Genomic DNA, 25,210 nt, shown 5'->3' with positions numbered 1-25,210 from the left:
CCGTGACGCAGCCCGCACCTCAAGCCCTTCCTGTCGTAACCATGTTCGAGGGCGGCAGCGCGCTCAGCGACTTCCGCGCACGGCAGCTCCTGCCGAAGCTGCAGGCCATCGAGCCGCGCATCGAGGGCATTTCGGCCCGTTTCGTTCACCTCGTGGTGACCGATGCGGCGCTCGACCAGGCGGGCCGTGAGCGCTTCGCCGCGCTGCTCACCTATGGCGACCCCTTCGAGGCCCCCGCCAAGGCCGGCGCCACCGTCGTGGTCACGCCGCGCCTGGGCACCGTGTCGCCCTGGGCCTCCAAGGCTACCGACATCGCCCACAACTGCGGGCTGGCCCTGCGGCGCATGGAGCGCGTCACCCAATACCACCTGAAGCTCAAGGCGCCGCTGATCGGCAAGGCACCGGTGCTCGAAGGCGATGCACTCGCCGCCGTGGCCGGCCCGCTGCACGACCGCATGACCGAATCGGTGCTGGCCACCGTCGAGCAGGCCGCCAGCCTCTTCAGCGAGCTGCCGGCCCAGCCGATGGCGCAGGTCGACGTGCAGGGCGGCGGCCGCGCCGCGCTGGTGGCGGCCAACACCGGCTTCGGCCTTGCGCTGGCCGAGGACGAGATCGACTACCTCGTGGACGCCTTCACCCGCCTGGGCCGCAACCCCAGCGATGTCGAGCTCATGATGTTCGCGCAGGCCAACAGCGAGCACTGCCGCCACAAGATCTTCAACGCCAACTTCACCATCGACGGCCAGGCCCAGCCGCAGAGCCTGTTCTCGATGATCCGCAACACCGAGAAGCTGAACCCGCAGCACACGGTGGTGGCCTACGCCGACAACGCCTCGATCATGGAAGGCACGGCCATCGAGCGCTTCGTGCCGGCCAACGGCTCGCAGAGCTATCAAAAAGATAGCGCCCTGAGCCATGTGCTGATGAAGGTCGAGACGCACAACCACCCCACGGCCATCTCGCCGTTCCCGGGCGCATCGACCGGCGCGGGCGGCGAGATTCGCGACGAGGGCGCCACCGGCCGTGGTTCCAAGCCCAAGGCCGGCCTGACCGGCTTCACCGTCTCGAAGCTCTGGCCGGAAGAGGGCAGCTACGGCAAGCCCGAGCACATCGCCAGCCCGCTGCAGATCATGACCGAGGGTCCGCTGGGCGGCGCCGCGTTCAACAACGAATTCGGCCGGCCCAACCTGCTGGGCTACTTCCGCGAATACGAGCAGACCGTGGCGAGCGACGTCGACACCGTGCAGCGCGGCTACCACAAGCCCATCATGATCGCGGGCGGCCTGGGCAGCATCGACGCCACCCAGACCAAGAAGATCCAGTTCCCCGCCGGCTCGCTGCTGATCCAGCTCGGCGGCCCCGGCATGCGCATCGGCATGGGCGGCAGCGCCGCCAGCTCGATGGCCACCGGCGCCAACGCTGCCGAGCTCGACTTCGACTCCGTGCAGCGCGGCAACCCCGAGATCGAGCGCCGCGCGCAGGAGGTCATCAACCACTGCTGGCAGCAGGGCGCGGCCAACCCCATCCTCGCGATCCACGACGTGGGCGCGGGCGGCCTGAGCAACGCCTTCCCCGAGCTCACCAACGACGCCGGCCGCGGCGCGCGCTTCGACCTGCGCTCGGTGCCGCTCGAAGAGTCGGGCATGGCGCCGAAGGAAATCTGGTGCAACGAGAGCCAGGAGCGCTACGTGCTGGCCATCGCCCCCGAATCGCTCGAACAGTTCAAGGCCTTCTGCGAACGCGAGCGCTGCCCGTTCTCGGTGGTCGGCGTGGCCACCGAAGAACGCCAGCTGCTGGTGGCCGACGAAGGCGCCGACGTGCAGCCGGTCGACATGCCGATGGACGTGCTGCTCGGCAAGCCGCCGAAGATGCACCGCGACGTGAAGACCGTGGCGCGCAGCTTCAAGCCGCTCGACCTCACCGGCGTCGACCTGCAGAAGGCTGCCATCGACGTGCTCGCGAACCCGACCGTGGCGTCGAAGCGCTTCCTCGTGACCATCGGCGACCGCACCGTGGGCGGCCTGAGCCACCGCGACCAGATGGTCGGCCCGTGGCAGGTGCCGGTGGCCGACTGCGCCGTGACGCTGGCCGACTACAAGGGCTTCGCCGGCGAAGCCATGAGCATGGGCGAGCGCACGCCGCTGGCCGCGCTCGACGCGCCGGCCTCCGGCCGCATGGCGGTGGCCGAGGCCATCACCAACCTGCTGGCCGCGCCCATCGAACTCTCGCGCGTGAAGCTGTCGGCCAACTGGATGGCCGCCTGCGGCGAGCCCGGCGAAGACGCCGCGCTGTACGAGACCGTCAAGGCCGTCGGCATGGAACTGTGCCCGGCGCTGGGCGTGTCGATTCCTGTCGGCAAGGATTCGCTGTCGATGCGCACGCAGTGGAAGGACGGCGCCGAGGCCAAGAAGGTCACCTCGCCCGTGAGCCTGATCGTCACCGCCTTCGCCACGCTGCCCGACGTGCGCGGCACGTTCACGCCGCAGCTCGACGCCGAGGAGCCCGACACCACGCTGGTGCTGATCGACCTGGGCCAGGGCAAGCACCGCATGGCCGGCAGCATCCTGGCGCAGACGCTCAACCAGAGCGGCGACGCGGTGCCCGACCTCGACGACCCTGCGCAGCTCGTGGCGCTGGTCAATGCCGTGAACGCGTTGCGCGCCGACGGCAAGATCCTCGCGATGCACGACCGCAGCGACGGCGGCCTGTTCGCCACCGCGTGCGAAATGGCCTTCGCCGGCCACGTCGGCGTGGCGCTGAACGTCGACATGCTCGTCACCGAAGGCGACGGCATCTCCGACAGCCGCATGGAGACCGGCGACGCCAAGAACTGGGCGCAGCAGGTCAGCGCGCGGCGCGAGGAACTCACGCTCAAGGCGCTGTTCAACGAGGAGCTGGGCATGGTGCTGCAGGTGCGCACCGCCGAGCGCAACGACGTCATGCAGGTGCTGCGCGCCCACGGCCTTAGTGCGCACAGCCACTTCGTCGGCAAGACGCGCCCCGCCAGCTCGCCGATGGATGCGGGCAAGGGCAAGCTCGAAGTCTGGCGCGATGCCAAGTCGGTGTTCAGCGCCAGCCTGCACGACCTGCAGCAGGTGTGGGACTCGGTCAGCTGGAAAATCGCCCGCGAGCGCGACAACCCGGCCTGCGCCGATGCCGAACACGCCGCGGCCGGCGATCCGGCCGACCCGGGCATGCACGTGTTCCTGCCGAACGTGCAGCCTGCCGCACCCGCCATCCTGCAGTCGCGCCCCAAGGTCGCGATCCTGCGCGAGCAGGGCGTCAACTCGCACGTCGAGATGGCCTACGCCTTCACCGAAGCCGGTTTCGAAGCCTTCGACGTCCACATGACCGACCTGCAGTCGGGCAGGGCAGACCTCGCCAGCTTCAAGGGCGTGGTTGCCTGCGGCGGCTTCAGCTACGGCGACACGCTGGGTGCCGGCATCGGCTGGGCCCGCAGCATCACCTTCAACCCGAAGCTGGCCGAGCAATTCAAGACCTTCTTCGGCCGCGCCGACACCTTCGGCCTGGGTGTGTGCAACGGCTGCCAGATGTTCGCCGAGCTGGCCGACATCATTCCGGGCGCCGAGGCCTGGCCGCGCTTCACCACCAACCAGAGCGAGCGCTTCGAGGCGCGCCTGTCGATGGTCGAGGTGCTCGAGTCGCCCAGCATCTTCTTCGCGGGGATGGCCGGCAGCCGCCTGCCGATTGCGGTTGCGCACGGCGAGGGCTACGCCAACTTCAAGTACCGCGGCGACGCCGACAAGGCCATCGCGGCCATGCGCTTCGTCGACAACCACGGCAAGGCGACCGAGCAGTACCCGTTCAACCCGAACGGCAGTGCCGGCGGCCTGACCTCGGTAACCACGCCGGATGGCCGCTTCACCGCGGTGATGCCGCACCCCGAGCGCGTGTTCCGCAACATCCAGATGAGCTGGACCGCGGGCGACAGGAGCGAACTGAGCCCCTGGATGCAGATCTGGCGCAACGCGCGCCGCTGGGTGGGCTGAGGCCAGCGCGCTCTTCGTCACTCTGGGGCGTTCCGAGCGCCCACGAAAAAGCGGCCCGAAGGCCGCTTTTTTATTTCCAGAACAACCGCGGAACCGGCGTTGCCGGCCCGCAGGCCTGGGGGGTTATTCCACCTTTGCCTTGGCGCGCAGGTCTTCCTGGTACTTCTGCAGGCGCTGCTGCTGCAGTTGCTGCGTGATCTGCGGCTTCACTTCTTCCAGCTTCGGCAGCTGTGCCTGGCGGATGTCGTCGACGCGGATGATGTGCCAGCCGAACTGGGTCTTGATCGGGGCGGGGGTGGTCTCGCCCTTCTTGAGCTTGATCATGGCTTCCGAGAACTCGGGCACGAAGCTCGCGGGGTTGGCCCAGTCGAGGTCGCCGCCGTTGGCGCCCGAACCCGGGTCCTTGCTCTGCTTCTTGGCGATGTCCTCGAACTTGGCGCCCTTCTTCAGGTCGGCCATGATCTTCTTGGCCTGGTCTTCGGTTTCGACCAGGATGTGGCGGGCCTTGTATTCCTTGCCGCCGTTGGCCGCGACGAACTTGTCGTACTCGGCCTTCACGTCGGCGTCCGAGACCGGGTTGGTCTTGCGGTAGTTCTCGAAGAGCGCGCGGATCAGGATGGCCTGGCGGGCGAGTTCGAGCTGGTTCTTGTAGTCCTCGGTGGCGTCCAGGCCCTGCTTCTGGGCTTCCTGCATGAACACTTCGCGCGCCACGATTTCCTCGCGCAGCTGGCCTTGCATCTCGGGCGTCACCGGGCGACCGGCGGCTGCCAGCTGCTGGGCCAGGACGTCCATGCGGGCCTTGGGCACCGGCTTGCCGTTCACGATGGCTGCGTTCTGCGCCAGAGCCGACATGGAGGTGGCACCGAGCAGCACTGCGGCCGCGACGGCCTGCAAGATTTGTTTTTTCATGGAATGAATGGTCGAGCTGGGAAGGAAATGCGCGTGTAGGAGTTGCGCGGTAATGAAAGCAGGGGGTTGGGAGAAGAAGGGGCAACTGCCGATGCGGGCGCGGCGTGCGAGCGATGCGTTGGACGACTGACTCAGAGCACCTCGATGGCGATGGCGTGCAGACCCTGTGCGATGAAAACCTGGAGGGCATCATACACAAGCCGATGCCGCGCCACGCGGGGCTTCCCCTCGAACAGGGGGGACGCGATGCGCACCCGGAAATGGGTGCCCCGGCCCTCGGCGTTGGCACCCGCATGGCCCGCGTGGGCCGCGCTTTCGTCGATCACTTCGAGCGCGGTCGGCGCGAGCGCCTTGCGCAGCGCCGCCTCGAGTCCGGTCGTGGTGGGGAGAGGGGCTGTCGTGCTCGTCATGCCGCGGGCTTGTCTTCTTCGTTCTTCAGGTGCGGCGCGATGTACAGGCCCTGCGCCACCAGGAAGACGATGGGGAACACGTAGCCCCAGAGCTTGAAGTTGACCCAGGCTTCGGTCGTGAAGTACGCCGCCACGTAGGCGTTGATGGCCGCCATGAACACGCAATAGCCGATCCACGCCACGTTGAGCCGGCCCCAGATGCGATCGGGCAGCTCCAGCTGGGAGCCCAGCAGCATCTTCAGGAAGTTCTTCTTCAGCGCCCAGAGTGCCACCGCGAGCGCCAGCGCCATCGCACCGTAGAGCACCGTCGGCTTCCACTTGATGAAGCGATCGTCGTGCAGCGCCAGCGTGAGCGTGCCGAACAGCAGGATCAGCACCAGCGTGGCCTTCTGCATGGCCTGCAGCTTGCGCTCGGTGGCGTAGACGATCGCCATCTGCACCACCGTGGCGGCCATCAGCACGCCGGTGGCGGTGTAGATGTCGCCCAGCTTGTAGGCAATGAAGAAAAGCAGGATGGGAAAGAAGTCGAGGAGCAGTTTCATTGAGCTCTTTGCTGGCTGGCTTGCGTTGCTTATTTCTTCTGGAAGTCGAGTGACGCCGAGTTCATGCAGTAGCGCAGGCCGGTTTCGGTGGGGCCGTCGGGGAAGACATGGCCCAGGTGGGCGCCGCAATTGGCGCAGACGTTCTCGGTGCGCACCATGCCGTGCGAGCGGTCGATGATGTTGCGGATGGCACCGGGCACTGCCTCCTGCGAGAAGCTGGGCCAGCCGCAGCCGGCGTCGAACTTGGTTGCCGATTCGAAGAGCTTGGCGCCGCAGCAGATGCAGTGGTAGGTGCCGTCTTCCCAGTGCGCCTCGTACTTGCCGGTGAAGGGGCGTTCGGTGGCCGCGTGGCGTGTCACCTCGAAGGCCGCGGGTTCAGCTCCTTTCTCAGCGAGCAGGGCTTTCCATTCGGCGTCGGTTTTCTGTACGGGAGTGGTCATGATGAGCAGCTGATTTCGATCGTGGAGGCCCAGTCGGGCGGGAACCCGGCATATGCGTCGGCGCCGGGATGTTCTTCAAATGGGGTCTGCAGCAGAGCCAGCAAGACTGCCACACCCGAGTGGTCCTTTTGCTGACTCGCTTCGATGGCCTGCTGTCCCAGGTGGTTCCGCAGCACGAACTTGGGGTTGCTGCGGCGCATCAGTTCGGCGGCCAGGGCCCGATCGGTATCGGTGTGGCGCTCCGAAAAAGATAGCATCCAGGCGTCGAAGCCTTCGCGATCGAGGAACAGGTCGCGCACCGGCTCGACATTGCCGTCGGCCATGCAGTCGGAAAGCCGGCGCCAGAAGATCGTGTAGTCGACCTTGCTCGCGGCCAGCAGCTTGAGCGCGCCTTCGATCAGCGGGCGGTCGCCTTCAGCGGCCTCGGCCAGGCCCAGCTTGGCGCGCATGCGGCCCTCGAACTCGTTCGGGAACACCGTCTTGTACGACTCCAGCGCGGCCACGGCCACTTCCTGGTCGCCGATCAACGGCAGCAGCGCCTGCGCGAGGCAGAAGAGGTTCCAGTAGGCGACGTTGGGCTGCTGGTTGAAGGCGTAGCGCCCCTGGGTGTCGCTGTGGTTGCAGATGTGGCGCGGGTCGAAGCCGTCGAGGAACTGGAACGGGCCGTAGTCGATGGTGAGCCCCAGGATGCTCATGTTGTCGGTGTTCATCACCCCGTGGCAGAAGCCCACGGCCTGCCACTGGGCGAGCAGGGCGGCGGTTCGCTCGCTCACGGCTTCCAGGAAGGCCGCGTAGGCGTTGCCGCCGAAGCGGTCGGTGGTGCGGCAGGCGGGGTAGTAGCGGTCGATGACGTAGTCGGCCAGGGCGCGCAGTTCATCGTCGCGCTGGTTGGCCGCGAAATGCTCGAAATGGCCGAACCGAATGAAGCTTGGCGCCACGCGGGTGACGACGGCGGCGCTTTCGATCTCCTCGCGGTAGACCTGCGCATCGGAGCCGGTCACGCACAGCGCGCGCGTGGTCGGGATGCCCAGGCCGTGCATGGCCTCGCTGCAGAGGAACTCGCGGATGCTGGAGCGCAGCACCGCGCGGCCGTCGCCGCCGCGGGAATAGGGCGTGCGTCCAGCGCCCTTGAGCTGTACTTCGAGGCCGCCCTCGGTCTCGCCGATCATGATGGCGCGCCCGTCACCGAGCTGGCCGGCCCACACGCCGAACTGGTGGCCGCTGTACACGGTGGCGAAGGGGCGGGTGCCTGCAACGGGCTGGCTGCCGGTGAGGGCGGCCAGGGTGGCGTCCGATTCGTGCCAGCCTGCGGGTAGCCCGAGCTCCCGGGCGACGGATTCGCTGCGGCCTACCCAATACGGATCGGGCAGGGGCGTGGGGCGCAGTTCGGTGAAAAAGGCCGGTCCCAGGGCGGCAAAACCCGGTTTCCAGCGCAAGCCCAGGTCCGCGGCCTCGGTGTCTTCAGCAAGCAAGCTCATGCCCGGATTGTCCGGCACGGCGCGTAACCCCTGGCCGAACGGGCCATCGGGGGCGTGGAGGGTCAGGCCGCGAGGGCGGCCGGCGAGTCCCAGATGCGCGCCCGGTACTGCGCCGGCGGTACGCCGAACCAGCGCTTGCAGGCGCGGAAGAAGTTGCTGGTGTCGACGAAGCCCAGCATGTCGGCCACATCGGTCAGCGTGTGGCGGTCTTCGGCCAGGTACTGCTTCGCCAGTTCGCGGCGGGTGCGGTCGAGCAGCGCCTGGAAGGACACCGACTCCTCCTGCAGCCGCCGCTGCAGCGTGCGCTCGGCCAGCCCGAGGCCAGATGCCACGTCCTGCCGGCGCGGTTCGCCGTACTGCAGCCGGCGCGCGATCTCGGCGCACACCAGCGTGCTGGTGGTGGTCTGGCCCAGCAGGTTCAGCTGGTCGTCGAGCAGGTGCTCCTGCATCTCGCCCAGCGTTTCGTGGAAGGTGGGCAGCGGCGTGGCCAGGTCGGCGGCCGACAGCAGCAGTCGGTTGGCCTGTGCGTTGAACCGCACTTCGCAGCCGAAGGCCTCGCGATGCAGGTGGTCGTCGGCCGGCGCGGGGTAGACGAACTCCATGGCCAGCGGCTGCAGGTCGCGCCGCGTGAGCCACTGGCACTGCATGAGCACGGTCAGCAGGGCGTATTCGACGCGCTGGCGCGGAATGGGCAGGCTGCCGCCGGTGTGCCGCATCACCATCCAGCAGCCGCGCGGATCGGGCTGCAGGGAGAAGGCGGTCGCGTCCGAGATCACGGGCATGTAGCGCGTGAGCCGGACGAGCGCAGATTCGAGGGTGGAGCTGCACGACATCGCATGCCCGACCGTGCCCAGCTTGCTGTGCGTGGAGGCCAGGTCGCGATGCAGTCCCAGCGTGGGCCGGCCGGCGCGGTTGACCGCGAGCTGCCAGAGCACGGAGATCTCGTCGACCGGGATGCGCGCGTTCTGCCGGTGCAGCGAATCGGGGTCGAAGCCTGCCTCGCGCAGCAGCGCGGGCACGTCCAGCCCCTCGGCCTCGAACATCGACAGAACCCCCTCGAGCCACGCGGCTGAACTGGTGCGCAGTTCCGGCTGCGGCATGCAGCCCGCCCGGCGCTGGGTGCCGCGCTGGCGCGGCGGCGTGGAGGCTCCTGAAGTCATTCGTTTGGCTTTGTTGCGATAGCGATGAAAACCGTGCCGGTTTCTAGAATTTTTTTACGCGTTCGGCAGCCCCGCAGTATGGGCGCCGCGCGCCAGACCAGGAATTCCGATTAACCCGGTGTGGAGACAAGAACATGGAGACAAGGACAAGCACAAGCGCGCGAGACCGGCAGGGGCCGGCGGCGCGAAAGACGGCGACGGCGAGAGCCGCAGCCCTGGTGATGGCCGCGGCTGCCGTGGCCGCTCTTTCGGGCTGTGGCGGCGGTTCCGGTTCGTCCGGCTTCGCTTTCCTGCCGAGCGCGCCGCCTCCGGCACCCACTCCAGCGCCGGCCCCGCCCGCGGCCGACGGTCCCATGGTCCGCCAGACCACCGCCGGCAAGGTCGAGGGCGTGGACGACAGCGCCAGGACCGGCACCTGGTTCTGGAAGGGCATCCCCTTCGTCAAGCCGCCGGTCGGCGCGCTGCGCTGGCGCGCCCCTGCGGCACCCGAGCCCTGGAGCGGCATCCGCCAGGCCACGAAGTTCGGCAACGCCTGCCTGCAGATCGGCCGCATCTTCAGCCCCGGCGCCAACAACACCTATGACGAGACCATCGGCACCATGCTGGGCAAGCCTTCGGGCAGCGAGGATTGCCTGTTCGTCAACATCTGGCGCCCGGCCTCGGACGAGAAGAAGCTGCCGGTGCTGCTCTTCATCCATGGCGGCAGCAACATCTCGGGCTACACGGCAGACCCGCTGTACGACGGCGCTGCGCTGGCCAAGGCCGCCAACGCGGTGGTCATCACCGCCAGCTACCGGCTGGGCATCCTGGGCTTCCTGAACGTGCCGCAGCTGCGCCCGGGCGGCACGGAAGGCGACGACTCGGGCAACTTCGCGCTGCTGGACAACATGGCGGCGCTGCGCTTCATCCGCGACAACGTGGCCAGCTTCGGCGGCGACCCGGGCAACGTCACGCTCTCGGGCGAATCGGCCGGTGCCACCAACCTGCTGTCGGTGATGACCTCGCCGATGGCCAAGGGCCTGTTCCACAAGGCCTTCGAGATGAGCGGCGGCATCTCGCTGGCGAGCAACCTGCCGGCGGGCACGCTGCCTTCGCTGTCGCCGGCCTCGGTCTCGCTGGCGCAGGGCGAGGCCATCCTCGAAAAGCTGCTCGTCGCCGACGGCACCGCCGCCGATGCGACGGCCGCCAAGGCCTACATCGCCGGTCGCACGCCGGCGCAGATCGCCGACTACCTGCGCTCGCAGGACGGCGGCAAGATGCTGGCCACCGTGGTTGCGGCCGGCCTCGGCGCGGTCGGCCCCATTCCCGACGGCACGGTGATCCCGCTCGACCCCATCGGCGCCATCGCCGCCGACCAGTACGTGAAGGTGCCGATGCTCTCGGGCAACACGCGCGACGAGGGCAAGCTCTTCGCGTCGCTGCTGGGCACCATCGGCTTTCCGAAGCCGGGCTGGATCGTCTCCGATGCCCAGCGCTTCTCGATGATGTTCAACTTCAACCCCGACGCGGCGCCCACGCTCAAGGTGGAGGACATCATCGACCCGTTCTACCTTCCGGTAGACAAGCCAGGCACTGGCTACAACGCGGCCACGGCCCTCATCACCAAAGGGCTGTTCGAGGCCAACCGCGACAACCTGCTCGACACGATGAAGACGCGCCAGTCGAACATCTGGCACTACCGCCTCGACTGGGCGCAGGAGGCCTCTCCGTGGAACGACGTCTACGGCGCAGCGCACGCCTTCGACCTGCCGTTCGTGTTTGGCAATTTCGGTCCCTCGGTGCTGTCGAGCTCCATTGGCGGCAAGGCCAACGATAAGGGGCGGCTCGCGCTGTCGAGCGCCGTCATGGCCAGCGTGGGCGCCTTCATGCGAAAGGGCGATCCGAACACCGCCGAACTGGGCGCGACCTGGGCGCCATGGCCGTCGCAACTGCTGCTCGACGCCACGCCTACCGCCACGAAGATCACCGCGGCGCCCTGACGCGGGCTGCCGCACGGCCTCGAATCGCGCCTGGGCAACGCACCGACATCAACCAGAACGACAACGGAGACAGAACAATGAGGACTTTCAGAGACTTCCCCCGATGGCGCCTTGCCGCGTCGCTGCTTGCCACGGCCGTGGGCATCGCCGCGTGCGGCGGCGGCTCGTCCGGGGGCGGGTTCACCTTCTTCCCGCCGGCCGCCGAAACGCCGCCGGCACAGCCGCCGGCCACGCCAGAGACGGGCGTGGTCCGCAAGTGGGGCTACATCACGCTGCCGGACGGCAACAGGATGCGCTATTCGCTGCTGTTGCCCAACGGCGGCAAGGGAAGCTTTCCATTGCTGGTCGAGTACGACGGCTACAGCTCGGGCTCGACCCCGAACATCGGCCAGCTCTGGGTGTCGGAGGGCTATGCGGTAATGGGCCTCAACGTGCCGGGCACCGGCTGTTCGACCGGCGAAGACCAGGTCTTCGACGCCAGCACCGGCGCGGCCGGCGCCTTCGCCATCGAATGGGCCGGCAGGCAGCCGTGGTCGAACGGCAGGATCGGCATGGTCGGCTATTCGTACTCCGGCTACAACCAGCTGTGGGTGGCGGCGCACCGCCCCAAGGGCTTGTTGGCGATCACGCCCAGCAAGAACGTGACCGATCCGTACCGCGACGTGGGCTACCCGGGCGGCATCAAGAACGTCGGCTTTCCCTCGCAGTGGTGGGGCGGCTTCCCGACCACCTGGAACCGCGCGGCGGCCCTCGCCGCAAAGCTCGACGGCGACACGGAGTGCGCGAAGACCGTGGCCGACAACATCGAGAAGATCAAGCGTCCCGATCTCGACCTGACCAAGTGGCTCGAGAACCCGTACGCCGACGGCCTCTATGTGAAGCGCAGCGCGTTCTACGAGACCGGCAAGATCGACATTCCAGCGCTGGGCACCCAGTCGTGGCAGGACGAGCAGATCGGCCCGCGCTCGGGCTACTACGAAGACACCATGGCGCCCGGGAAGATGTGGCTCATCAGCTCCAACGGCGACCACCACACCAACGTCACCTCCGACTACATCGACGGCACGCTGAAGCGCTTCCTTGCCCATTTCGTGAAGGGCGAGGACAACGGCTTCGAGAAGGAGCCGCACGTGCGCCTGCTGCAGGAGATGCAGCAGACCGACCAGAAGGCGGTGAACGGCGCGGCGAAGCTGAAGCAGACGGCAGTGGCCGAATTCGACCGCTTGCCGGTCAAGGTCAGGCCGATGCGGCTGTGGATGCAGCCGGACGGGGTGCTCGGCGATGCGAAGCCGACGGCTGGTGCGGCCTCGTCCGACTACCGGTATCCGGCGAAGAGCCCCGTGGTGAACAACCCGGCCGCCGAAGGCTGGCAGGCCGTGGCCGATGCCGAGAAAGACGGCCAGCTCACTTTCACCACCGCTGCCTTGCCCGAGGACCTGAGCTTCTACGGCGAAGGCTCGGCCGACCTGTACCTGAGCGCCACGGCCGACAGCACCGACCTGCAGGTCACGGTGTCGGAGGTGCGGCCCGACGGCATGGAGATGTTCGTGCAGCGCGGCTGGCTGCGCGCCTCCAGGCGCGCGCTGGACGACAGCCGATCCACCGAACTGCGCCCCTTCGGCGACTTCACGCAACCGAAGGAGGCGGCACTGCTGCCAGGGCAGCCGAACCTGGTGCGTATCGAGATCCAGAAGTTCGCTCATGTCTTCCGCGCCGGTTCCAGCATCCGCGTGACGGTGGACTCGCCCTCGCAGACCGGCTTCTGGCTCTTCGGCAACGACAAGACGCCTTCGACCAACACGCTGTGGCATCAAGCCGCCAACGCGTCGAGCATCGTGCTGGGGTACGTGCCGTACCCGCATGCCGCCACGCTGCCGGATTGCGGCAAGACGCTGCGCCAGCCATGCCGCACCAACGTGGTGAAAGTACCGGTGGGTAGCGGGCCGAAGGCTCCTCTTTGAGCCGCTTCGTTCAATCGTGCAGTGCGGGTTTGTGTCATTGTGCAAATGGCCGAAGCTTGCGTGAATGCGTTGTTCCCGAGCTTTGAAGAAGTCATTTCACATAGGAGTTTGTAGATGCTGGGTTTGATGCAAGACCAACCGCTTCTGATCTCGTCGCTGATCGAGTTCGCCGAGCGCCACAACGGCGACGGCGAGATCGTCTCGCGCCGTGTCGAAGGCGATATCCACCGCTGCACGTGGCGCGACATCGCATCGCGCGCCAAGCAGGTGGCCAACGCGCTGGATGGCGAGCAACTGCTGTTCAGCGACCGCATCGCCACCCTGGCCTGGAACGGCTATCGCCACCTGGAGCTGTACTACGGCGTGAGCGGCAGCGGCCGCGTGCTGCACACCATCAACCCGCGGCTGCACCCCGACCAGATCGCGTGGATCGCCAACCATGCCGAAGACCAGATCCTGTGCTTCGACCTCACGTTCCTGCCGCTGGTGCAGGCCGTGCATGCGCGGTGTCCCACGATCCGGAAATGGGTTGCACTGTGTGACGCCGACAAGCTCCCCGCCGACAGCGGCGTGCCCAACCTCGTGAGCTACGAGAGCTGGATGGGCTCGCAGCCCACCGAGTACGAGTGGCCCAGCTTCGACGAGAACTCCGCCTCGAGCATGTGCTACACGAGCGGCACCACGGGCAACCCGAAGGCCGCGCTCTACAGCCACCGCTCGACCATGCTGCACGCCTATGCCGCGGCACTGCCCGACGTGATGCGCTTGTCGGCGCGCGATTCGGTGCTGCCGGTGGTGCCGATGTTCCACGTCAACGCATGGGGCATTCCGTACTCGGCGGCGCTGGTGGGCTGCAAGCTGGTGTTCCCCGGCCCTGCGCTCGACGGCAAGTCTGTCTACGACCTCATCGAGGCCGAGGGCGTGACCTTCGCCGCCGGCGTGCCCACCGTGTGGCAGATGCTGCTGGGCCACATGCAGGCCGGTGGCCTGAAGTTCAGCAAGCTCAACCGCACGGTGATCGGCGGCTCGGCCTGCCCGCCGGCCATGATCAAGGCGTTCCAGGAGCTCTACAACGTGGAAGTTCTGCACGCCTGGGGCATGACCGAGATGAGCCCGCTTGGCACGCTGTGCACGCTCAAGAACAAGCACCTGTCGCTGCCGGCCGACGCGCAGCTGCAGATCCGCATGAAGCAGGGCCGCGCCATCTTCGGCGTCGACATGAAGATCATCGACGGCGACGGCAAGGAGCTGCCGTGGGACGGCAAGGCCTACGGCGACCTGCTGGTCAAGGGGCCGTGGATCGTCAAGGAGTACTTCAAGGGCGAGGGCGGCAATCCGCTCATTCCCGACGAGCGCAACCGCGGTTGGTTCCCCACCGGCGACGTGGCCACCATCGATGCCGAGGGCTACCTGCAGATCACCGACCGCAGCAAGGACGTGATCAAGTCCGGCGGCGAATGGATCAGCTCCATCGACATCGAGAACATCGCCGTTGCCCATCCGGGCGTGGCCATGGCTGCGTGCATCGGCGTGTTCCATCCGAAGTGGGACGAGCGGCCGATCATCGCGGTCGTGAAGAAGCCCAACGCCGAGGTCACGCGCGAGGAGTTGCTGAAGTTCTACGAGGGCAAGACCGCCAAGTGGCAGATCCCGGACGACGCGGTGTTCGTGGAGGCCATCCCGATCGGCGCCACCGGAAAGATCCTCAAGACGAAGCTGCGCGAACTGCTCAAGGACTACAAGCTACCCGGGCTCTGACCCCTGGATCAACAAGCAAAAGCCCGCTCGCACTGTCGCGCACGCGATAGGAAAGCCGCCTCGGCGGCTTGCCTTCCGGGCAATCCCTGTGCGGCGAAGAAAAGGGCGCTTGTACGCTGGCAGTCCGCCTTTCACACCGGAGACTCTTCATGCAATTTGCTATCAAGTCAGTAGCTGTCTGTGCAATGCTGGTGGGCGCCACCGCCGCATTCGCGCAAAAGGGTGAGACCGTCAAGATCGCCTGGCTCGACCCGCTGTCGGGGCTGATGGCCGCGGTCGGAACCAACCAGCTGAAGACCACGCAATTCCTTGCCGAAGAGTTCAACAAGAAGAACCAGTCGGGCGTGAAGTTCGAGATCATCGCGCTCGACAACAAGCTCAGCCCGCAGGAAACCACCGCGGCCCTGCGTTCCGCGCAGGACCAGGGCGCGCGCTACATCATGCAGGGCAACGGCTCCGGCCCCGCGCTCGCGATCATCGACGCCATCGAGAAGAACAACGCGCGCAATCCGGGCAAGGAGCTGCTGTACCTGAACTACGCGGCCGTCGACCCCGACCTGACCAACAGCAAGTGCAGCTACTGGCACTTCCGGCTCGACGCCGACACATCCATGAAGATGGAGGCGCTGACCACCTGGATGAAGGACCAGCCCGACATCAAGAAGGTCTACATCCTCGGCCAGAACTACGCCCATGGTGTTCAGGTGTCGAAGTTCGCGAAGGAAGACCTGAAGGTCAAGCGCCCCGACATCCAGATCGTGGGCGACGACCTGCACCCGCTGGCGCAGGTGCGCGATTTCTCTCCCTACATCGCGAAGATCAAGGCTTCGGGTGCCGACACCGTCATCACCGGCAACTGGGGCTCCGACCTGTCGCTGCTCATCAAGGCCGCCAACGACTCGGGCCTGAACGTCAAGTTCCTGACCTACTACGCGCCTGGCGCCGGCACGCCCACGGCAATGGGCGCCACGTCGGAAGGCAAGGTCTACACCGTCGCCTATGCCCACTACAACATGGGCGGCGAGATCCAGCAGCTGCTCGCCGGCTTCAAGAAGCGCATGAACGACGACCTCACGCAGTCGTCGATCTATCACGCGTTCGCGCTGCTCGATGCCGCCTTCGTCAAGACCAAGTCGACCGATCCGGTCAAGGTGGCCGCGGCGCTCGAGGGCATGAAGATCAAGAGCTTCAACGGCGAGGTCGAGGTGCGCAAGGCCGACCACCAGCTGCAGCAGGGTCTCTACATCTCGCGCTGGGAGAAGGCCAGCGCCAAGTACCCCTATGACGCCGAGAACACCGGCTACACGAACGTTCCCGTGAAGTACTTCGAATCGTACGTGGCGAGCACGCCCACGTCGTGCCAGATGAAGCGCCCCTAGGCGTCTTTGTGAACGCGTTTCCTACCCGGCGGTAGCAGCAGCTACCAGCGGGTAGCAAATTGGAGAAACGCGGTGTCGCATGCGCGATAGAAACGGGCCTTTGCGGCACCCCTCTTACGGGCATTCCCTGAGGGGAGGGGCTGCAAACGCTTGTACTCTCGTGCGGCGTTTTGAATCGGTTTGACCAGGAGATATAGATTGAAGTTCGCTCTGAAAATCGCCGCAGCAGCCGTCATCGCTGCAACCGCCACCGGTGCCTTTGCCCAGAAGGGTGAAACCGTCAAGATCGCATGGCTCGACCCGCTGTCGGGCCTCATGGCCGCGGTCGGGACGAACCAGCTCAAGACCTTCCAGTTCTTTGCCGAGGAGTTCAACAAGAAGAACGCGGCGGGCGTGAAGTTCGAGATCATCGGCATCGACAACAAGCTCAGCCCGCAGGAAACCACCAGCGCACTGCGCTCGGCCCTCGACCAGGGCGCTCGCTACATCGTGCAGGGCAACGGCTCCGGCCCGGCCCTGGCCATCATCGACGCGCTCGAGAAGAACAACGCGCGCAACCCCGGCAAGGAAGCGCTGTACCTGAACTACGCCGCCGTCGACCCCGACCTGACCAACAGCAAGTGCAGCTACTGGCAGTACCGTTTCGACGCCGACACGTCGATGAAGATGGAAGCGCTGACCACCTACATGAAGGACCAGCCGGACATCAAGAAGGTCTACCTGCTCAACCAGAACTACGCGCACGGCCAGCAGGTCTCGAAGTTCGCCAAGGAAAACCTCAAGACCAAGCGCCCCGACGTGCAGATCGTCGGCGACGACCTGCATCCGCTGGCACAGGTGCGCGACTTCGCGCCGTACGTGGCCAAGATCAAGGCCTCGGGCGCGGACACCGTCATCACCGGCAACTGGGGCTCCGACCTCGCGCTGCTCATCAAGTCGGCCAACGACTCGGGCCTGAACGTCAAGTTCTACACCTACTACGCCGTGACCACCGGCACGCCGACCGCCATGGGCGCGGCTTCCGACGGCAAGGTCTACCAGGTCGGCTATGCCCACTACAACATGGGCGGCGACATGCAGAAGTACGCCGAGGATTTCAAGAAGAAGTTCAACGACGACCTCTACACCACCGACATCTACACGGTGTTCCAGGCGCTGACGGAAGCCTTCGTGAAGACCAAGTCGACCGACCCCGTCAAGGTGGCGGCCGCCATGGAAGGCATGAAGTTCAAGAGCTTCAACGGCGACATCGAACTGCGCAAGACCGACCACCAGGCACAGCAGGGCCTGTACATCGCCAAGTGGGAGAAGGCCAGCGCCAAGTATCCGTACAGCCCGGAGAACACCGGCTACACGCTGGCGCCGGTGAAGTACTACGACGCGTACGTGGCGAGCACGCCCACCTCGTGCCAGATGAAGCGGCCCGGCGGCGCCTCTTGACCGCCGCCGCTGCCTGACAGGTCGAGGCCCGACTTCAACCTCGGGCCTTTTTCTTTTTCAACCGACACGAAAGACCGATGAACGTCGAATTCTTCGTCATCTCGCTGCTCAACGGCGTGAGCTACGGCTTGCTGTTGTTCATGCTGAGTTCCGGCCTCACGCTGATCTTCAGCATGATGGGCGTGCTCAACTTCGCGCACGCCAGCTTCTACATGCTGGGCGCCTATTTCGCCTACACGCTGTCGGGCATCGTCGGCTTCTGGCCGGCGCTGTTCATCGCGCCGGTGCTGGTGTTCGCGCTGGGTGCGGCCTTCGAGCGCTACTGCCTGCGCCGCGTCCACAAGTTCGGCCACGTGCCGGAACTGCTGGTGACCTTCGGTCTTTCGTACCTGATCCTCGAGGTCGTGCAGCTGGTGTGGGGCCGCTCCACGGTGCCCTACGGTCTTCCGTCGGCGCTGCAGGGGCCGCTTTTCACGCTCTACGGCACGCAGTTCCCGAAGTCGCGCTCCTTCATCATGCTGGTGGCGGTGCTGATGCTGGTGTCGGTGTGGCTGCTGCTCACGCGCACTCGCATCGGCCTGGTGATCCAGGCGGCGCTGAAGCACCCGGAGATGGTCGAGGCGCTGGGCCACAACGTGCCGCGCGTGTTCATGCTGGTGTTCGGCGGCGGCGCCGCGCTGGCGGGCCTCGCGGGCGTGGTCGGCGGCAACACCTACGTCACCGAGCCGGCCATGGCCGCTTCTGTCGGCTCCATCATCTTCGTGGTGGTGGTGGTCGGCGGCATGGGCTCGCTGGCGGGTGCCTTCCTGGCCTCGCTGATCATCGGCATCGTGCAGACCTTCGCCGTGGCCATGGACCAGTCGCTCGCCACCGGCCTGCAGGCCTTCGGCGTGGCGGTGACCGACCAGACCTTCGGCTACGAGCTGCTCAAGCTGACGATCTCGCAGGTCGCGCCGATCCTTCCGTACCTGTTCCTGGTGCTGATCCTCATCTTCAGGCCCAAGGGTCTTCTCGGAACGCGGGAGGACTGATGCCATGAATACCGCAACCACCACAACCACATCGAACGCTTCGGCCAACAAGGCGCCGACGCAGTACTACCGTTTCAAGCCGCTGAACATCGGCCGCATCCTGATCTGGTCGTTCTTCGCGCTGCTGCTCATCGTGGCGCCGATGATCTTCACCAGCAGCCTGGCACTGACCATGCTGTCGCAGATCGGCTATCTCATCATCATCTGCCTGAGCTACAACATGCTGCTGGGGCAGGGCGGCATGCTCAGCTTCGGGCATGCGGTGTACGTTGGCCTGGGCTCGTTCATCGCCATCCACGCGATGAACCTGGCGGGCGCCGGCAAGCTGCCGATCCCGCTGGTGCTCATTCCGCTCGTCGGCGGGCTCGGCGGCATGTTCTTCGCCGTGCTGTTCGGCTACGTGTCGACCAAGAAGTCGGGCACCACCTTCGCGATGATCACGCTGGGCCTGGGCGAACTGGTCGCCGCGATGGCGCTGATGTTCCCCAGCTTCTTCGGCGGCGAGGGCGGCATCACCACCAACCGCGTGTACGGTGCATCGTTCTTCGGTCTCAACTTCGGTCCGCAGAACCAGGTGTATTACCTGATCGCCGTCTACTGCTTCATCTGCACCGGGCTGATGTTCGCCTTCACCGGCACGCCGCTCGGGCGCATGCTGAACGCGGTGCGCGACAACCCGGAGCGCGTGGAGTTCATCGGCTACAACACGCAGCGCGTGCGCTACTACGCCTTCATCATCGCGGGCTTCTTCGCGGGCATCGGCGGCGGCCTGGCGGCCATCAACTTCGAGATCGTGAACGCGGCCGACAGCCTCAACGGGCTGCGCTCGGGCAGCTACCTGCTGTTCACGTTCCTGGGCGGCGCGACCTTCTTCTTCGGGCCGATCATCGGCGCGGCGCTGCTGGTGTTCGCGCTGGTGCTGCTGTCGGAGCTCAGCAAGGCATGGCTGCTGTACGTGGGCCTGGTGTTCCTGCTGATGGTGATGTTCGCGCCGGGCGGCGTGGCAAGCCTGATCATGATGAACGTGCGCGTGGCGCTGTTCGGCAAGATCAAGCGCTTCTACCTGCTGTACGTGGGCCTGTTCGTGGGCGCGGCCATCATGCTCGCGGGCGCGGCGGCCATCGTCGAGATGATCTATCACATGCAGCTCAACGCAGCGCTCGGACCGGTGGTGCCGTTCGCGGGCCTGCAGCTCGACACATCCTCGGCCACGAGCTGGGTCGTTGCGGTGGCGCTGTTCGCTGTCGGCCTGGGCGTGTTCGAGGTGGTGCGCCGGCGCTTCGCGAAGGTCTGGGGCCATGCGCAGGAAGAAATCGAAGCCGAGATCAAGCGCAGGGAGACCGCATGACCTATTCACTCGAACTCAAGAACCTGCGCAAGAGCTTCGGCAAGACCGACATCATCCGCGGCGTGGACCTGGCCGTGACGGCCGGCGAGCGCATTGCCATCATCGGGCCGAACGGCGCGGGCAAGTCGACGCTGTTCAACCTCATCAGCGGGCGCCTCGCGCCGACCAGCGGCGAGGTGCTGCTCAACGGCACGCGCATCGACGGCATGAAGCCGTACGAGATCAACCGCATGGGGCTGTCGCGCAGCTTCCAGATCACCAACATCTTCCCGAAGCTCACCGTCTTCGAGAACCTGCGCTGCGGCGTGCTGTGGAGCCTGGGCTACAAGTACACCTTCCTGCGCTTTCTCTCGAACCTCGACGACGCCAACGAGCGCACCGAGGAGCTCATCAGGCAGATCGGCCTGGAGAAGAAACGCGACGTGCATGCGGTGAACCTCACCTATGCCGAGCAGCGCGCGCTGGAGATCGGCGTGACCATCGCCGGCGGCGCCAGCGTGATCCTGCTGGACGAACCCACGGCCGGCATGAGCAAGACGGAGACCTCGCACTTCATCTCGCTCATCAAGCACGTCACCGTCGGCAAGACGCTGCTGACGGTGGAGCACGACATGGGCGTGGTCTTCGGGCTGGCCGACAAGATCGCGGTGGTGGTGTATGGCGAAGTGATCGCCTTCGACACGCCGGCTGCGGTTCGCGCCAATGCGCGCGTGCAGGAGGCTTACCTGGGCTCTTCCGTTGCCGACGCACAAGGGGCGGGACACTGAGATGCTGAAGCTTCAAGACATCCACGCCTACTACGGCAAGAGCCATGTGCTGCATGGCGTTTCCTTCGACGTGCAGCCCGGCGAGATCGTCGCGCTGCTGGGCCGCAACGGCTCGGGCCGTTCGACCACCGCCAAGGCCATCATGGGCCTGGTGCACGCAGAAGGCGGCCTGCAATGGAAGGGACAGGACATCCTGCGCCGCAAGGCCTATGAGATCGCGCACTTCGGCATCGGCTACGTGCCCGAGAACCGCGACATCTTCCCCAAGCTCACGGTGCACCAGAACCTGCTGCTGGGGCAGAAGGGCTCGGGCAAGGGCAGCCGCTGGTCCTTCGACGACATGTACGGCATGTTCCCGCGCCTGAAGGAGCGCCAGCACACCGAGGCCGGCGTGCTCTCGGGTGGCGAGCAGCAGATGCTCACGCTGTGCCGCACGCTGATGGGCGACCCCGACCTGATCATCATCGACGAGCCGACGGAAGGCCTCGCGCCCAAGATCGTGGAGCTGGTGGGGCAGTACCTTCGCACGCTCAAGGACAAGGGCATCTCGGTGCTGCTGATCGAACAGAAGCTCACCATCGCGATGTCGATCTCCGACCGCGCGCTCGTCATGGGCCACGGCAGCATCGTGTTCGACGGCACGCCCGACGGCCTGCGCGCGGATGCGACTACCCGCAAGGAATGGCTGGAAGTCTAGGCAAACCCCCAGGCTTCGCGCACTTCGTGTGACTGCGCCAACCCCCTTGCAGGGGGCAACACCTGCGGGCCGGCAAAGCCGGTTCCGCGGTGTTTCCCGAAGGCCCAACCCTCCTCAGGGCTGGCCTTGTCTCTCCAGCGACTGCGTGCCATTGTTGGGCCACGCGAAACGCCTAGAATCCCTTGAAAAAGAACACTCGTGCTTTTTCTTCTTTTTCTTCACACACCAAGGAACGCAGCATGACGGCTGAATACAAAGTGCTCGGCGATATCGCCGTGATCACACTGACCAACCCTCCGGTCAACGGTCTCGGTTTCTCGACGCGCATCGGCATCACCGACGGCCTGTCGAAGGCCAATGCCGATGATGCCGTCAAGGCCATCGTCATCACCGGCGCCGGCAAGGCGTTCTCGGGCGGCGCGGACATCAAGGAGTTCGGCACGCCCAAGGCACTGCAGGAGCCCAACCTGCTGAGCGTGATCCTCGCGCTCGAAGCCTCTCCCAAGCCCATCGTCGCTGCCATCCACTCGGTGTGCATGGGCGGCGGCCTCGAGCTGGCCCTGGGCTGCCACTACCGCGTGGCCGCTCCCGGCACCAGCGTCGCGCTGCCTGAAGTGAAGCTGGGCCTGATCCCCGGCGCGGGCGGCACGCAGCGCCTGCCGCGCGTTCTGGGCGTCGAAACGGCACTGAACATGATCGTCAGCGGCGAGCCGGTCAAGAGCGAACTGCTCGCGTCGGTGCCCGGCCAGAAGCTGTTCGACAAGCTGGCCGCCTCGGCCGAATCGGTCTTCGACGAGGCCGTCGCCTTCGCCAAGAGCGTGGCCGGCAAGACGGGCGAGGACCTGCCCCTGGTGCGCAACCTCCCGTGCAAGCACCCGCAGGGCGACGCCTACTTCCAGTTCGCGAAGAACATGGTTGGTGGCATGTCGAAGAACTACCCCGCGCCGCTGCAGTGCGTGGACGCCGTGCAGGCCGCCACCAAGCTGAAGTTCGACGCCGGCATGGCCGAAGAGCGCCGCATCTTCACCTTGCTGATGTTCACGCCCGAATCGCTGGCGCTGCGCCACCTGTTCATGGCCGAGCGCGCTGCGAGCAAGATCCCCGACGTGCCCGAAGACACGCCCAAGCGCGAGATCAAGTCGGTCGGCGTGATCGGCGCCGGCACCATGGGCGGCGGCATCTCGATGAACTTCCTGAACGCGGGCATCCCCGTGAAGATTCTCGAAGATGAAGCAGGAAGCGCTCGACCGCGGCATTGCCACGATCAAGAAGAACTACGAAGCCCAGGTCAAGAAGGGCAAGCTCAAGCAGGACAAGTACGAGCAGCGCATGGCCCTGCTGAGCACCACGCTGAGCTACGACGACCTGAAGGACGCCGACCTCATCATCGAGGCCGTGTTCGAGGAAATCGGCGTGAAGGAGAAGGTGTTCAAGGAACTCGACCGTGTCGCCAAGAAGGGTGCGATCCTGGCATCGAACACCTCGACGCTCGACGTCGACAAGATCGCCTCCTTCACCGACCGCCCGCAGGACGTGGTCGGCATGCACTTCTTCAGCCCGGCCAACGTGATGAAGCTGCTGGAAGTGGTACGCGGCAAGGCCACCTCGAAGGACGTGCTGGCCACCGTGATGGCCATTGGCAAGAAGATCAAGAAGACGGCTGTGGTCTCGGGCGTGTGCGATGGCTTCATCGGCAACCGCATGATCGAGCAGTACAGCCGCCAGGCCGGCTTCCTGCTGGACGAAGGCGCGACGCCGCAGCAGGTGGACAAGGCCATCGAGAAGTTCGGCTTTGCCATGGGCCCGTTCCGCATGGGCGACCTGGCCGGCAACGACATTGGCTGGGCCATCCGCAAGCGCCGCGCCGTCGAGCGCGCCGACATGAAGTACAGCCGCACGGCCGACAAGCTCTGCGAACTGGGCCGCTTCGGCCAGAAGACCGGGGCAGGGTGGTACGACTACCAGGCCGGCAAGCGCGATGCGATTCCGTCGGAACTGGTCAACAAGATGATCGAGGACCACCGCAAGGAACTGGGCATCACGCCGCGCAAGATCTCCGACGAGGAGATCGTGCAACGCTTGGTTTATGCGCTGGTCAACGAGGGCGCGCACATCCTCGAAGACGGCATTGCCTCGAAGTCGGGCGACATCGACATGGTGTACCTCACCGGCTACGGCTTCCCGATCTATCGCGGTGGCCCGATGCACTACGCGTCGCAGGTCGGCCTGTACAACGTGGCCGAGACGATGAAGCGCTTCGCGAAGAACCCGCGCGACGACGCCGAGTTCTGGCAGCCCGCACCGCTGATCCAGAAGCTGGTGGCCGAAGGCAAGTCCTTCGGCTGAGACCGACGACGGAACCGGGCCAAGACCGCCAATGTTGAAACGCATCTTCCTGGGGCTGCTGCTGGCAGTTGTGCTGCTGGTGGCCGCCGTGGCGGTCAAGACCTGGACCACGCCGTCGCAGCAGCTGGCGGTGGCGCCCGCCCCCAAGCTGGACATCGACCTGCAGGCAGCCGCCAAGCGGCTGTCCACGGCAATCACGTTTCGCACGGTGTCGGGCATGGACGATCCGGCCGCCACCGCGGCCGAGTTCGACAAGCTGCATGCCTACCTGGAGCAGCAGTTCCCGAAGGTGCACGCCACCCTGAAGAAGGAAGTGGTGGGCAACAAGGCGCTGCTCTACACCTGGACCGGCACCGACCCGCAGGCCAAGCCGGTTGCGCTGATGGCGCACCAGGACATGGTGCCCATCGCGCCCGGTACCGAGAAGGCGTGGACGGTCGATCCCTTCTCCGGCGAGATCAAGGACGGCTTCATCTGGGGGCGCGGCACGCTCGACAACAAGAGCAACCTGTTCGCGCAGATGGAAGCCATCGAGCTGCTCATCGGCAGCGGCTTCAAGCCGCGGCAGACCGTCTACTTGGTGATGGGCGACGACGAGGAGGTGAGCGGCCTGCGCGGCGCGCTGCCCATCGCCGAACTGCTCAAGTCGCGCAACGTGCGCCTGGACTGGGTGCTCGACGAGGGCCTGCTGGTGCTCGACGGCGTGATGCCCGGCCTCAAGCAGCCGGCGGCGCTCATCGGCCTGGCGGAGAAGGGCTATGCCACCTTCTTCCTTTCGCTCGACACCGCGCCTGGCCATTCGTCGATGCCCCCGCAGCACAGCGCCATCGGCAGCATGAGCGCTGCGCTGGCGCGGCTCGAAGCCGACCCGATGCCCGGCGGCATCAAAGGCGTGGCCGGCCAGATGTTCGGCGCGCTTGCCCCCGAGATGAGCGGCGTGAACCGCGTGATGCTGTCCAACCTGTGGCTCACCGAGCCGCTGGTGCGCGGCATCCTCGAGAAAAGCCCGAGCAGCAACGCCATGCTGCGCACCACTACCGCGCTGACCATCGTGCGCGCGGGCAACAAAGACAACGTGCTGCCCGGCCACGCCGAGGCCGCCGTCAACTTCCGCATCCTGCCGGGCGACACCATCGCCAGCACCGAGGCGCACCTGCGCAAGGCGCTGGGCAACGACGACATCAAGATCAAGGCCTACCCGGGCAACTCCGAACCGTCGCCCGTGTCGTCGACCGACAGCACCGGCTACCGCGCGATCCAGCAGGCCGTGCGCCAGAGCTTCCCCGATGCGGTGGTGGCCCCGGGCCTCATGACCGCGGCCACCGACTCGCGCCATTTCAGCATCGTGAGCGACGCCGTCTTCCGCTTCTCGCCGTTCCGCATGAAGAACGAAGACCTCGCGCGCTTCCACGGCAACAACGAACGCCTGGCCATCTCGAACTACGGCGAGATGATCGGCTTCTACCGCCAGCTCCTGAGCAACGCCAACGCTGCTCCGGCGCAATGACGACAACCGCTACCACGGCAATCTCTTTTCCCTTCCAACTGCTTCAAA

Annotated in this window: 18 protein-coding genes and 1 pseudogene; 13 read left to right on the top strand and 6 right to left on the bottom strand. The window is 66.1% G+C overall.

Annotation, left to right across the window (positions count from 1 at the left end):
• Positions 1-41 precede the first annotated feature (41 nt).
• Entirely contained in the window at positions 42-4,010 is a 3,969-nt protein-coding gene (gene purL / locus ACHMXA_RS19195) for a phosphoribosylformylglycinamidine synthase (RefSeq protein ID WP_395321324.1), read from the top strand.
• Between the two features lie 123 nt (positions 4,011-4,133).
• Here purL and ACHMXA_RS19190 read toward each other — a convergent pair whose 3' ends face one another.
• The 6 genes from ACHMXA_RS19190 to ACHMXA_RS19165 form a co-directional block, all read right to left on the bottom strand.
• Positions 4,134-4,919: a peptidylprolyl isomerase gene (locus tag ACHMXA_RS19190; RefSeq protein WP_176664205.1), complete on the bottom strand. Its 786-nt coding sequence runs from the start codon at positions 4,917-4,919 to the stop codon at positions 4,134-4,136.
• A gap of 131 nt (positions 4,920-5,050) precedes the next feature.
• Positions 5,051-5,329, bottom strand: a complete 279-nt coding sequence (locus tag ACHMXA_RS19185; RefSeq protein WP_395316207.1) for a BolA family protein — start codon at positions 5,327-5,329, stop codon at positions 5,051-5,053.
• Positions 5,326-5,871, bottom strand: a complete 546-nt coding sequence (locus tag ACHMXA_RS19180) for a septation protein A (protein ID WP_176664203.1) — start codon at positions 5,869-5,871, stop codon at positions 5,326-5,328. The genes ACHMXA_RS19185 and ACHMXA_RS19180 overlap by 4 nt, the downstream gene beginning before the upstream one ends.
• Before the next feature lie 29 nt (positions 5,872-5,900).
• A complete protein-coding gene (gene msrB, locus ACHMXA_RS19175; protein WP_126020174.1) occupies positions 5,901-6,311 on the bottom strand; it encodes a peptide-methionine (R)-S-oxide reductase MsrB in 411 nt (136 codons plus the stop codon).
• Positions 6,308-7,789, bottom strand: a complete 1,482-nt coding sequence (locus ACHMXA_RS19170; RefSeq protein WP_395316206.1) for a YdiU family protein — start codon at positions 7,787-7,789, stop codon at positions 6,308-6,310. Before ACHMXA_RS19170 ends, msrB begins: the two co-directional genes overlap by 4 nt.
• Positions 7,790-7,851: 62 nt before the next feature.
• A complete protein-coding gene (locus tag ACHMXA_RS19165) occupies positions 7,852-8,889 on the bottom strand; it encodes an AraC family transcriptional regulator (protein WP_395321323.1) in 1,038 nt (345 codons plus the stop codon).
• A 281-nt stretch (positions 8,890-9,170) separates the two neighbouring features.
• On the opposite strand from ACHMXA_RS19165, the gene ACHMXA_RS19160 reads away from it, so the two are divergent.
• The 12 genes and pseudogenes from ACHMXA_RS19160 (at position 9,171) to ACHMXA_RS19105 (ending at position 25,162) form a co-directional block, all read left to right on the top strand.
• Positions 9,171-10,928 carry a carboxylesterase/lipase family protein gene (locus ACHMXA_RS19160; protein WP_395316205.1) on the top strand — a complete coding sequence of 586 codons (1,758 nt, stop codon included), beginning with the start codon at positions 9,171-9,173 and terminating at the stop codon, positions 10,926-10,928.
• Between the two features lie 77 nt (positions 10,929-11,005).
• Positions 11,006-12,889 carry a CocE/NonD family hydrolase gene (locus ACHMXA_RS19155; protein WP_395316204.1) on the top strand — a complete coding sequence of 628 codons (1,884 nt, stop codon included), beginning with the start codon at positions 11,006-11,008 and terminating at the stop codon, positions 12,887-12,889.
• A gap of 114 nt (positions 12,890-13,003) precedes the next feature.
• Positions 13,004-14,647 (top strand): 3-(methylthio)propionyl-CoA ligase, encoded by a 1,644-nt coding sequence (locus tag ACHMXA_RS19150; protein WP_395316203.1) that lies wholly within the window; start codon positions 13,004-13,006, stop codon positions 14,645-14,647.
• Positions 14,648-14,796: 149 nt separating this feature from the next.
• Positions 14,797-16,026 carry a branched-chain amino acid ABC transporter substrate-binding protein gene (locus ACHMXA_RS19145; protein WP_176664199.1) on the top strand — a complete coding sequence of 410 codons (1,230 nt, stop codon included), beginning with the start codon at positions 14,797-14,799 and terminating at the stop codon, positions 16,024-16,026.
• A gap of 198 nt (positions 16,027-16,224) precedes the next feature.
• Entirely contained in the window at positions 16,225-17,466 is a 1,242-nt protein-coding gene (locus ACHMXA_RS19140; RefSeq protein WP_176664198.1) for a branched-chain amino acid ABC transporter substrate-binding protein, read from the top strand.
• Between the two features lie 77 nt (positions 17,467-17,543).
• Complete coding sequence (locus ACHMXA_RS19135; RefSeq protein ID WP_176664197.1) at positions 17,544-18,497, top strand: branched-chain amino acid ABC transporter permease; 954 nt, start codon at positions 17,544-17,546, stop codon at positions 18,495-18,497.
• Positions 18,498-18,501: 4 nt separating this feature from the next.
• Positions 18,502-19,845, top strand: coding sequence for a branched-chain amino acid ABC transporter permease (locus ACHMXA_RS19130; RefSeq protein WP_395316202.1), 1,344 nt, complete (start codon positions 18,502-18,504; stop codon positions 19,843-19,845).
• The gene (locus tag ACHMXA_RS19125; protein ID WP_395316201.1) at positions 19,842-20,612 is read left to right on the top strand and encodes an ABC transporter ATP-binding protein; all 771 of its coding nucleotides are present in this window, start codon (positions 19,842-19,844) and stop codon (positions 20,610-20,612) included. Before ACHMXA_RS19130 ends, ACHMXA_RS19125 begins: the two co-directional genes overlap by 4 nt.
• Position 20,613: 1 nt before the next feature.
• Positions 20,614-21,309 carry an ABC transporter ATP-binding protein gene (locus ACHMXA_RS19120; protein ID WP_395316200.1) on the top strand — a complete coding sequence of 232 codons (696 nt, stop codon included), beginning with the start codon at positions 20,614-20,616 and terminating at the stop codon, positions 21,307-21,309.
• 239 nt (positions 21,310-21,548) lie between these two features.
• Positions 21,549-22,574 (top strand): annotated as a pseudogene (locus tag ACHMXA_RS19115) (enoyl-CoA hydratase-related protein); the annotation flags it as partial.
• Positions 22,537-23,655, top strand: a complete 1,119-nt coding sequence (locus ACHMXA_RS19110) for a 3-hydroxyacyl-CoA dehydrogenase NAD-binding domain-containing protein (protein ID WP_395316199.1) — start codon at positions 22,537-22,539, stop codon at positions 23,653-23,655. The pseudogene ACHMXA_RS19115 and the gene ACHMXA_RS19110, both read left to right, overlap by 38 nt.
• Positions 23,656-23,686: 31 nt before the next feature.
• Entirely contained in the window at positions 23,687-25,162 is a 1,476-nt protein-coding gene (locus ACHMXA_RS19105; RefSeq protein ID WP_395316198.1) for a M20 family peptidase, read from the top strand.
• Positions 25,163-25,210: the final 48 nt, after the last annotated feature.

Origin of the sequence: Variovorax sp. UC74_104 (assembly GCF_044055375.1) — a bacterium.
Lineage (GTDB): Bacteria > Pseudomonadota > Gammaproteobacteria > Burkholderiales > Burkholderiaceae_C > Variovorax.
This window is presented reverse-complemented; position numbering and strand designations above follow the sequence as displayed.

Excerpts from the sequence above, each read along its gene's own strand:
- ACHMXA_RS19110 (WP_395316199.1), top strand. The coding sequence starts at position 22,537 with ATGAAGCAGGAAGCGCTCGACCGCGGCATTGCCACGATCAAGAAGAAC.
- ACHMXA_RS19170 (WP_395316206.1), bottom strand. The coding sequence starts at position 7,789 with ATGAGCTTGCTTGCTGAAGACACCGAGGCCGCGGACCTGGGCTTGCGC.
- ACHMXA_RS19155 (WP_395316204.1), top strand. The coding sequence starts at position 11,006 with ATGAGGACTTTCAGAGACTTCCCCCGATGGCGCCTTGCCGCGTCGCTG.
- ACHMXA_RS19190 (WP_176664205.1), bottom strand. The coding sequence starts at position 4,919 with ATGAAAAAACAAATCTTGCAGGCCGTCGCGGCCGCAGTGCTGCTCGGT.
- ACHMXA_RS19125 (WP_395316201.1), top strand. The coding sequence starts at position 19,842 with ATGACCTATTCACTCGAACTCAAGAACCTGCGCAAGAGCTTCGGCAAG.
- purL (WP_395321324.1), top strand. The coding sequence starts at position 42 with ATGTTCGAGGGCGGCAGCGCGCTCAGCGACTTCCGCGCACGGCAGCTC.
- ACHMXA_RS19185 (WP_395316207.1), bottom strand. The coding sequence starts at position 5,329 with ATGACGAGCACGACAGCCCCTCTCCCCACCACGACCGGACTCGAGGCG.
- msrB (WP_126020174.1), bottom strand. The coding sequence starts at position 6,311 with ATGACCACTCCCGTACAGAAAACCGACGCCGAATGGAAAGCCCTGCTC.
- ACHMXA_RS19145 (WP_176664199.1), top strand. The coding sequence starts at position 14,797 with ATGCAATTTGCTATCAAGTCAGTAGCTGTCTGTGCAATGCTGGTGGGC.
- ACHMXA_RS19165 (WP_395321323.1), bottom strand. The coding sequence starts at position 8,889 with ATGCCGCAGCCGGAACTGCGCACCAGTTCAGCCGCGTGGCTCGAGGGG.
- ACHMXA_RS19120 (WP_395316200.1), top strand. The coding sequence starts at position 20,614 with ATGCTGAAGCTTCAAGACATCCACGCCTACTACGGCAAGAGCCATGTG.
- ACHMXA_RS19160 (WP_395316205.1), top strand. The coding sequence starts at position 9,171 with ATGGCCGCGGCTGCCGTGGCCGCTCTTTCGGGCTGTGGCGGCGGTTCC.
- ACHMXA_RS19105 (WP_395316198.1), top strand. The coding sequence starts at position 23,687 with ATGTTGAAACGCATCTTCCTGGGGCTGCTGCTGGCAGTTGTGCTGCTG.
- ACHMXA_RS19135 (WP_176664197.1), top strand. The coding sequence starts at position 17,544 with ATGAACGTCGAATTCTTCGTCATCTCGCTGCTCAACGGCGTGAGCTAC.
- ACHMXA_RS19150 (WP_395316203.1), top strand. The coding sequence starts at position 13,004 with ATGCTGGGTTTGATGCAAGACCAACCGCTTCTGATCTCGTCGCTGATC.
- ACHMXA_RS19130 (WP_395316202.1), top strand. The coding sequence starts at position 18,502 with ATGAATACCGCAACCACCACAACCACATCGAACGCTTCGGCCAACAAG.
- ACHMXA_RS19180 (WP_176664203.1), bottom strand. The coding sequence starts at position 5,871 with ATGAAACTGCTCCTCGACTTCTTTCCCATCCTGCTTTTCTTCATTGCC.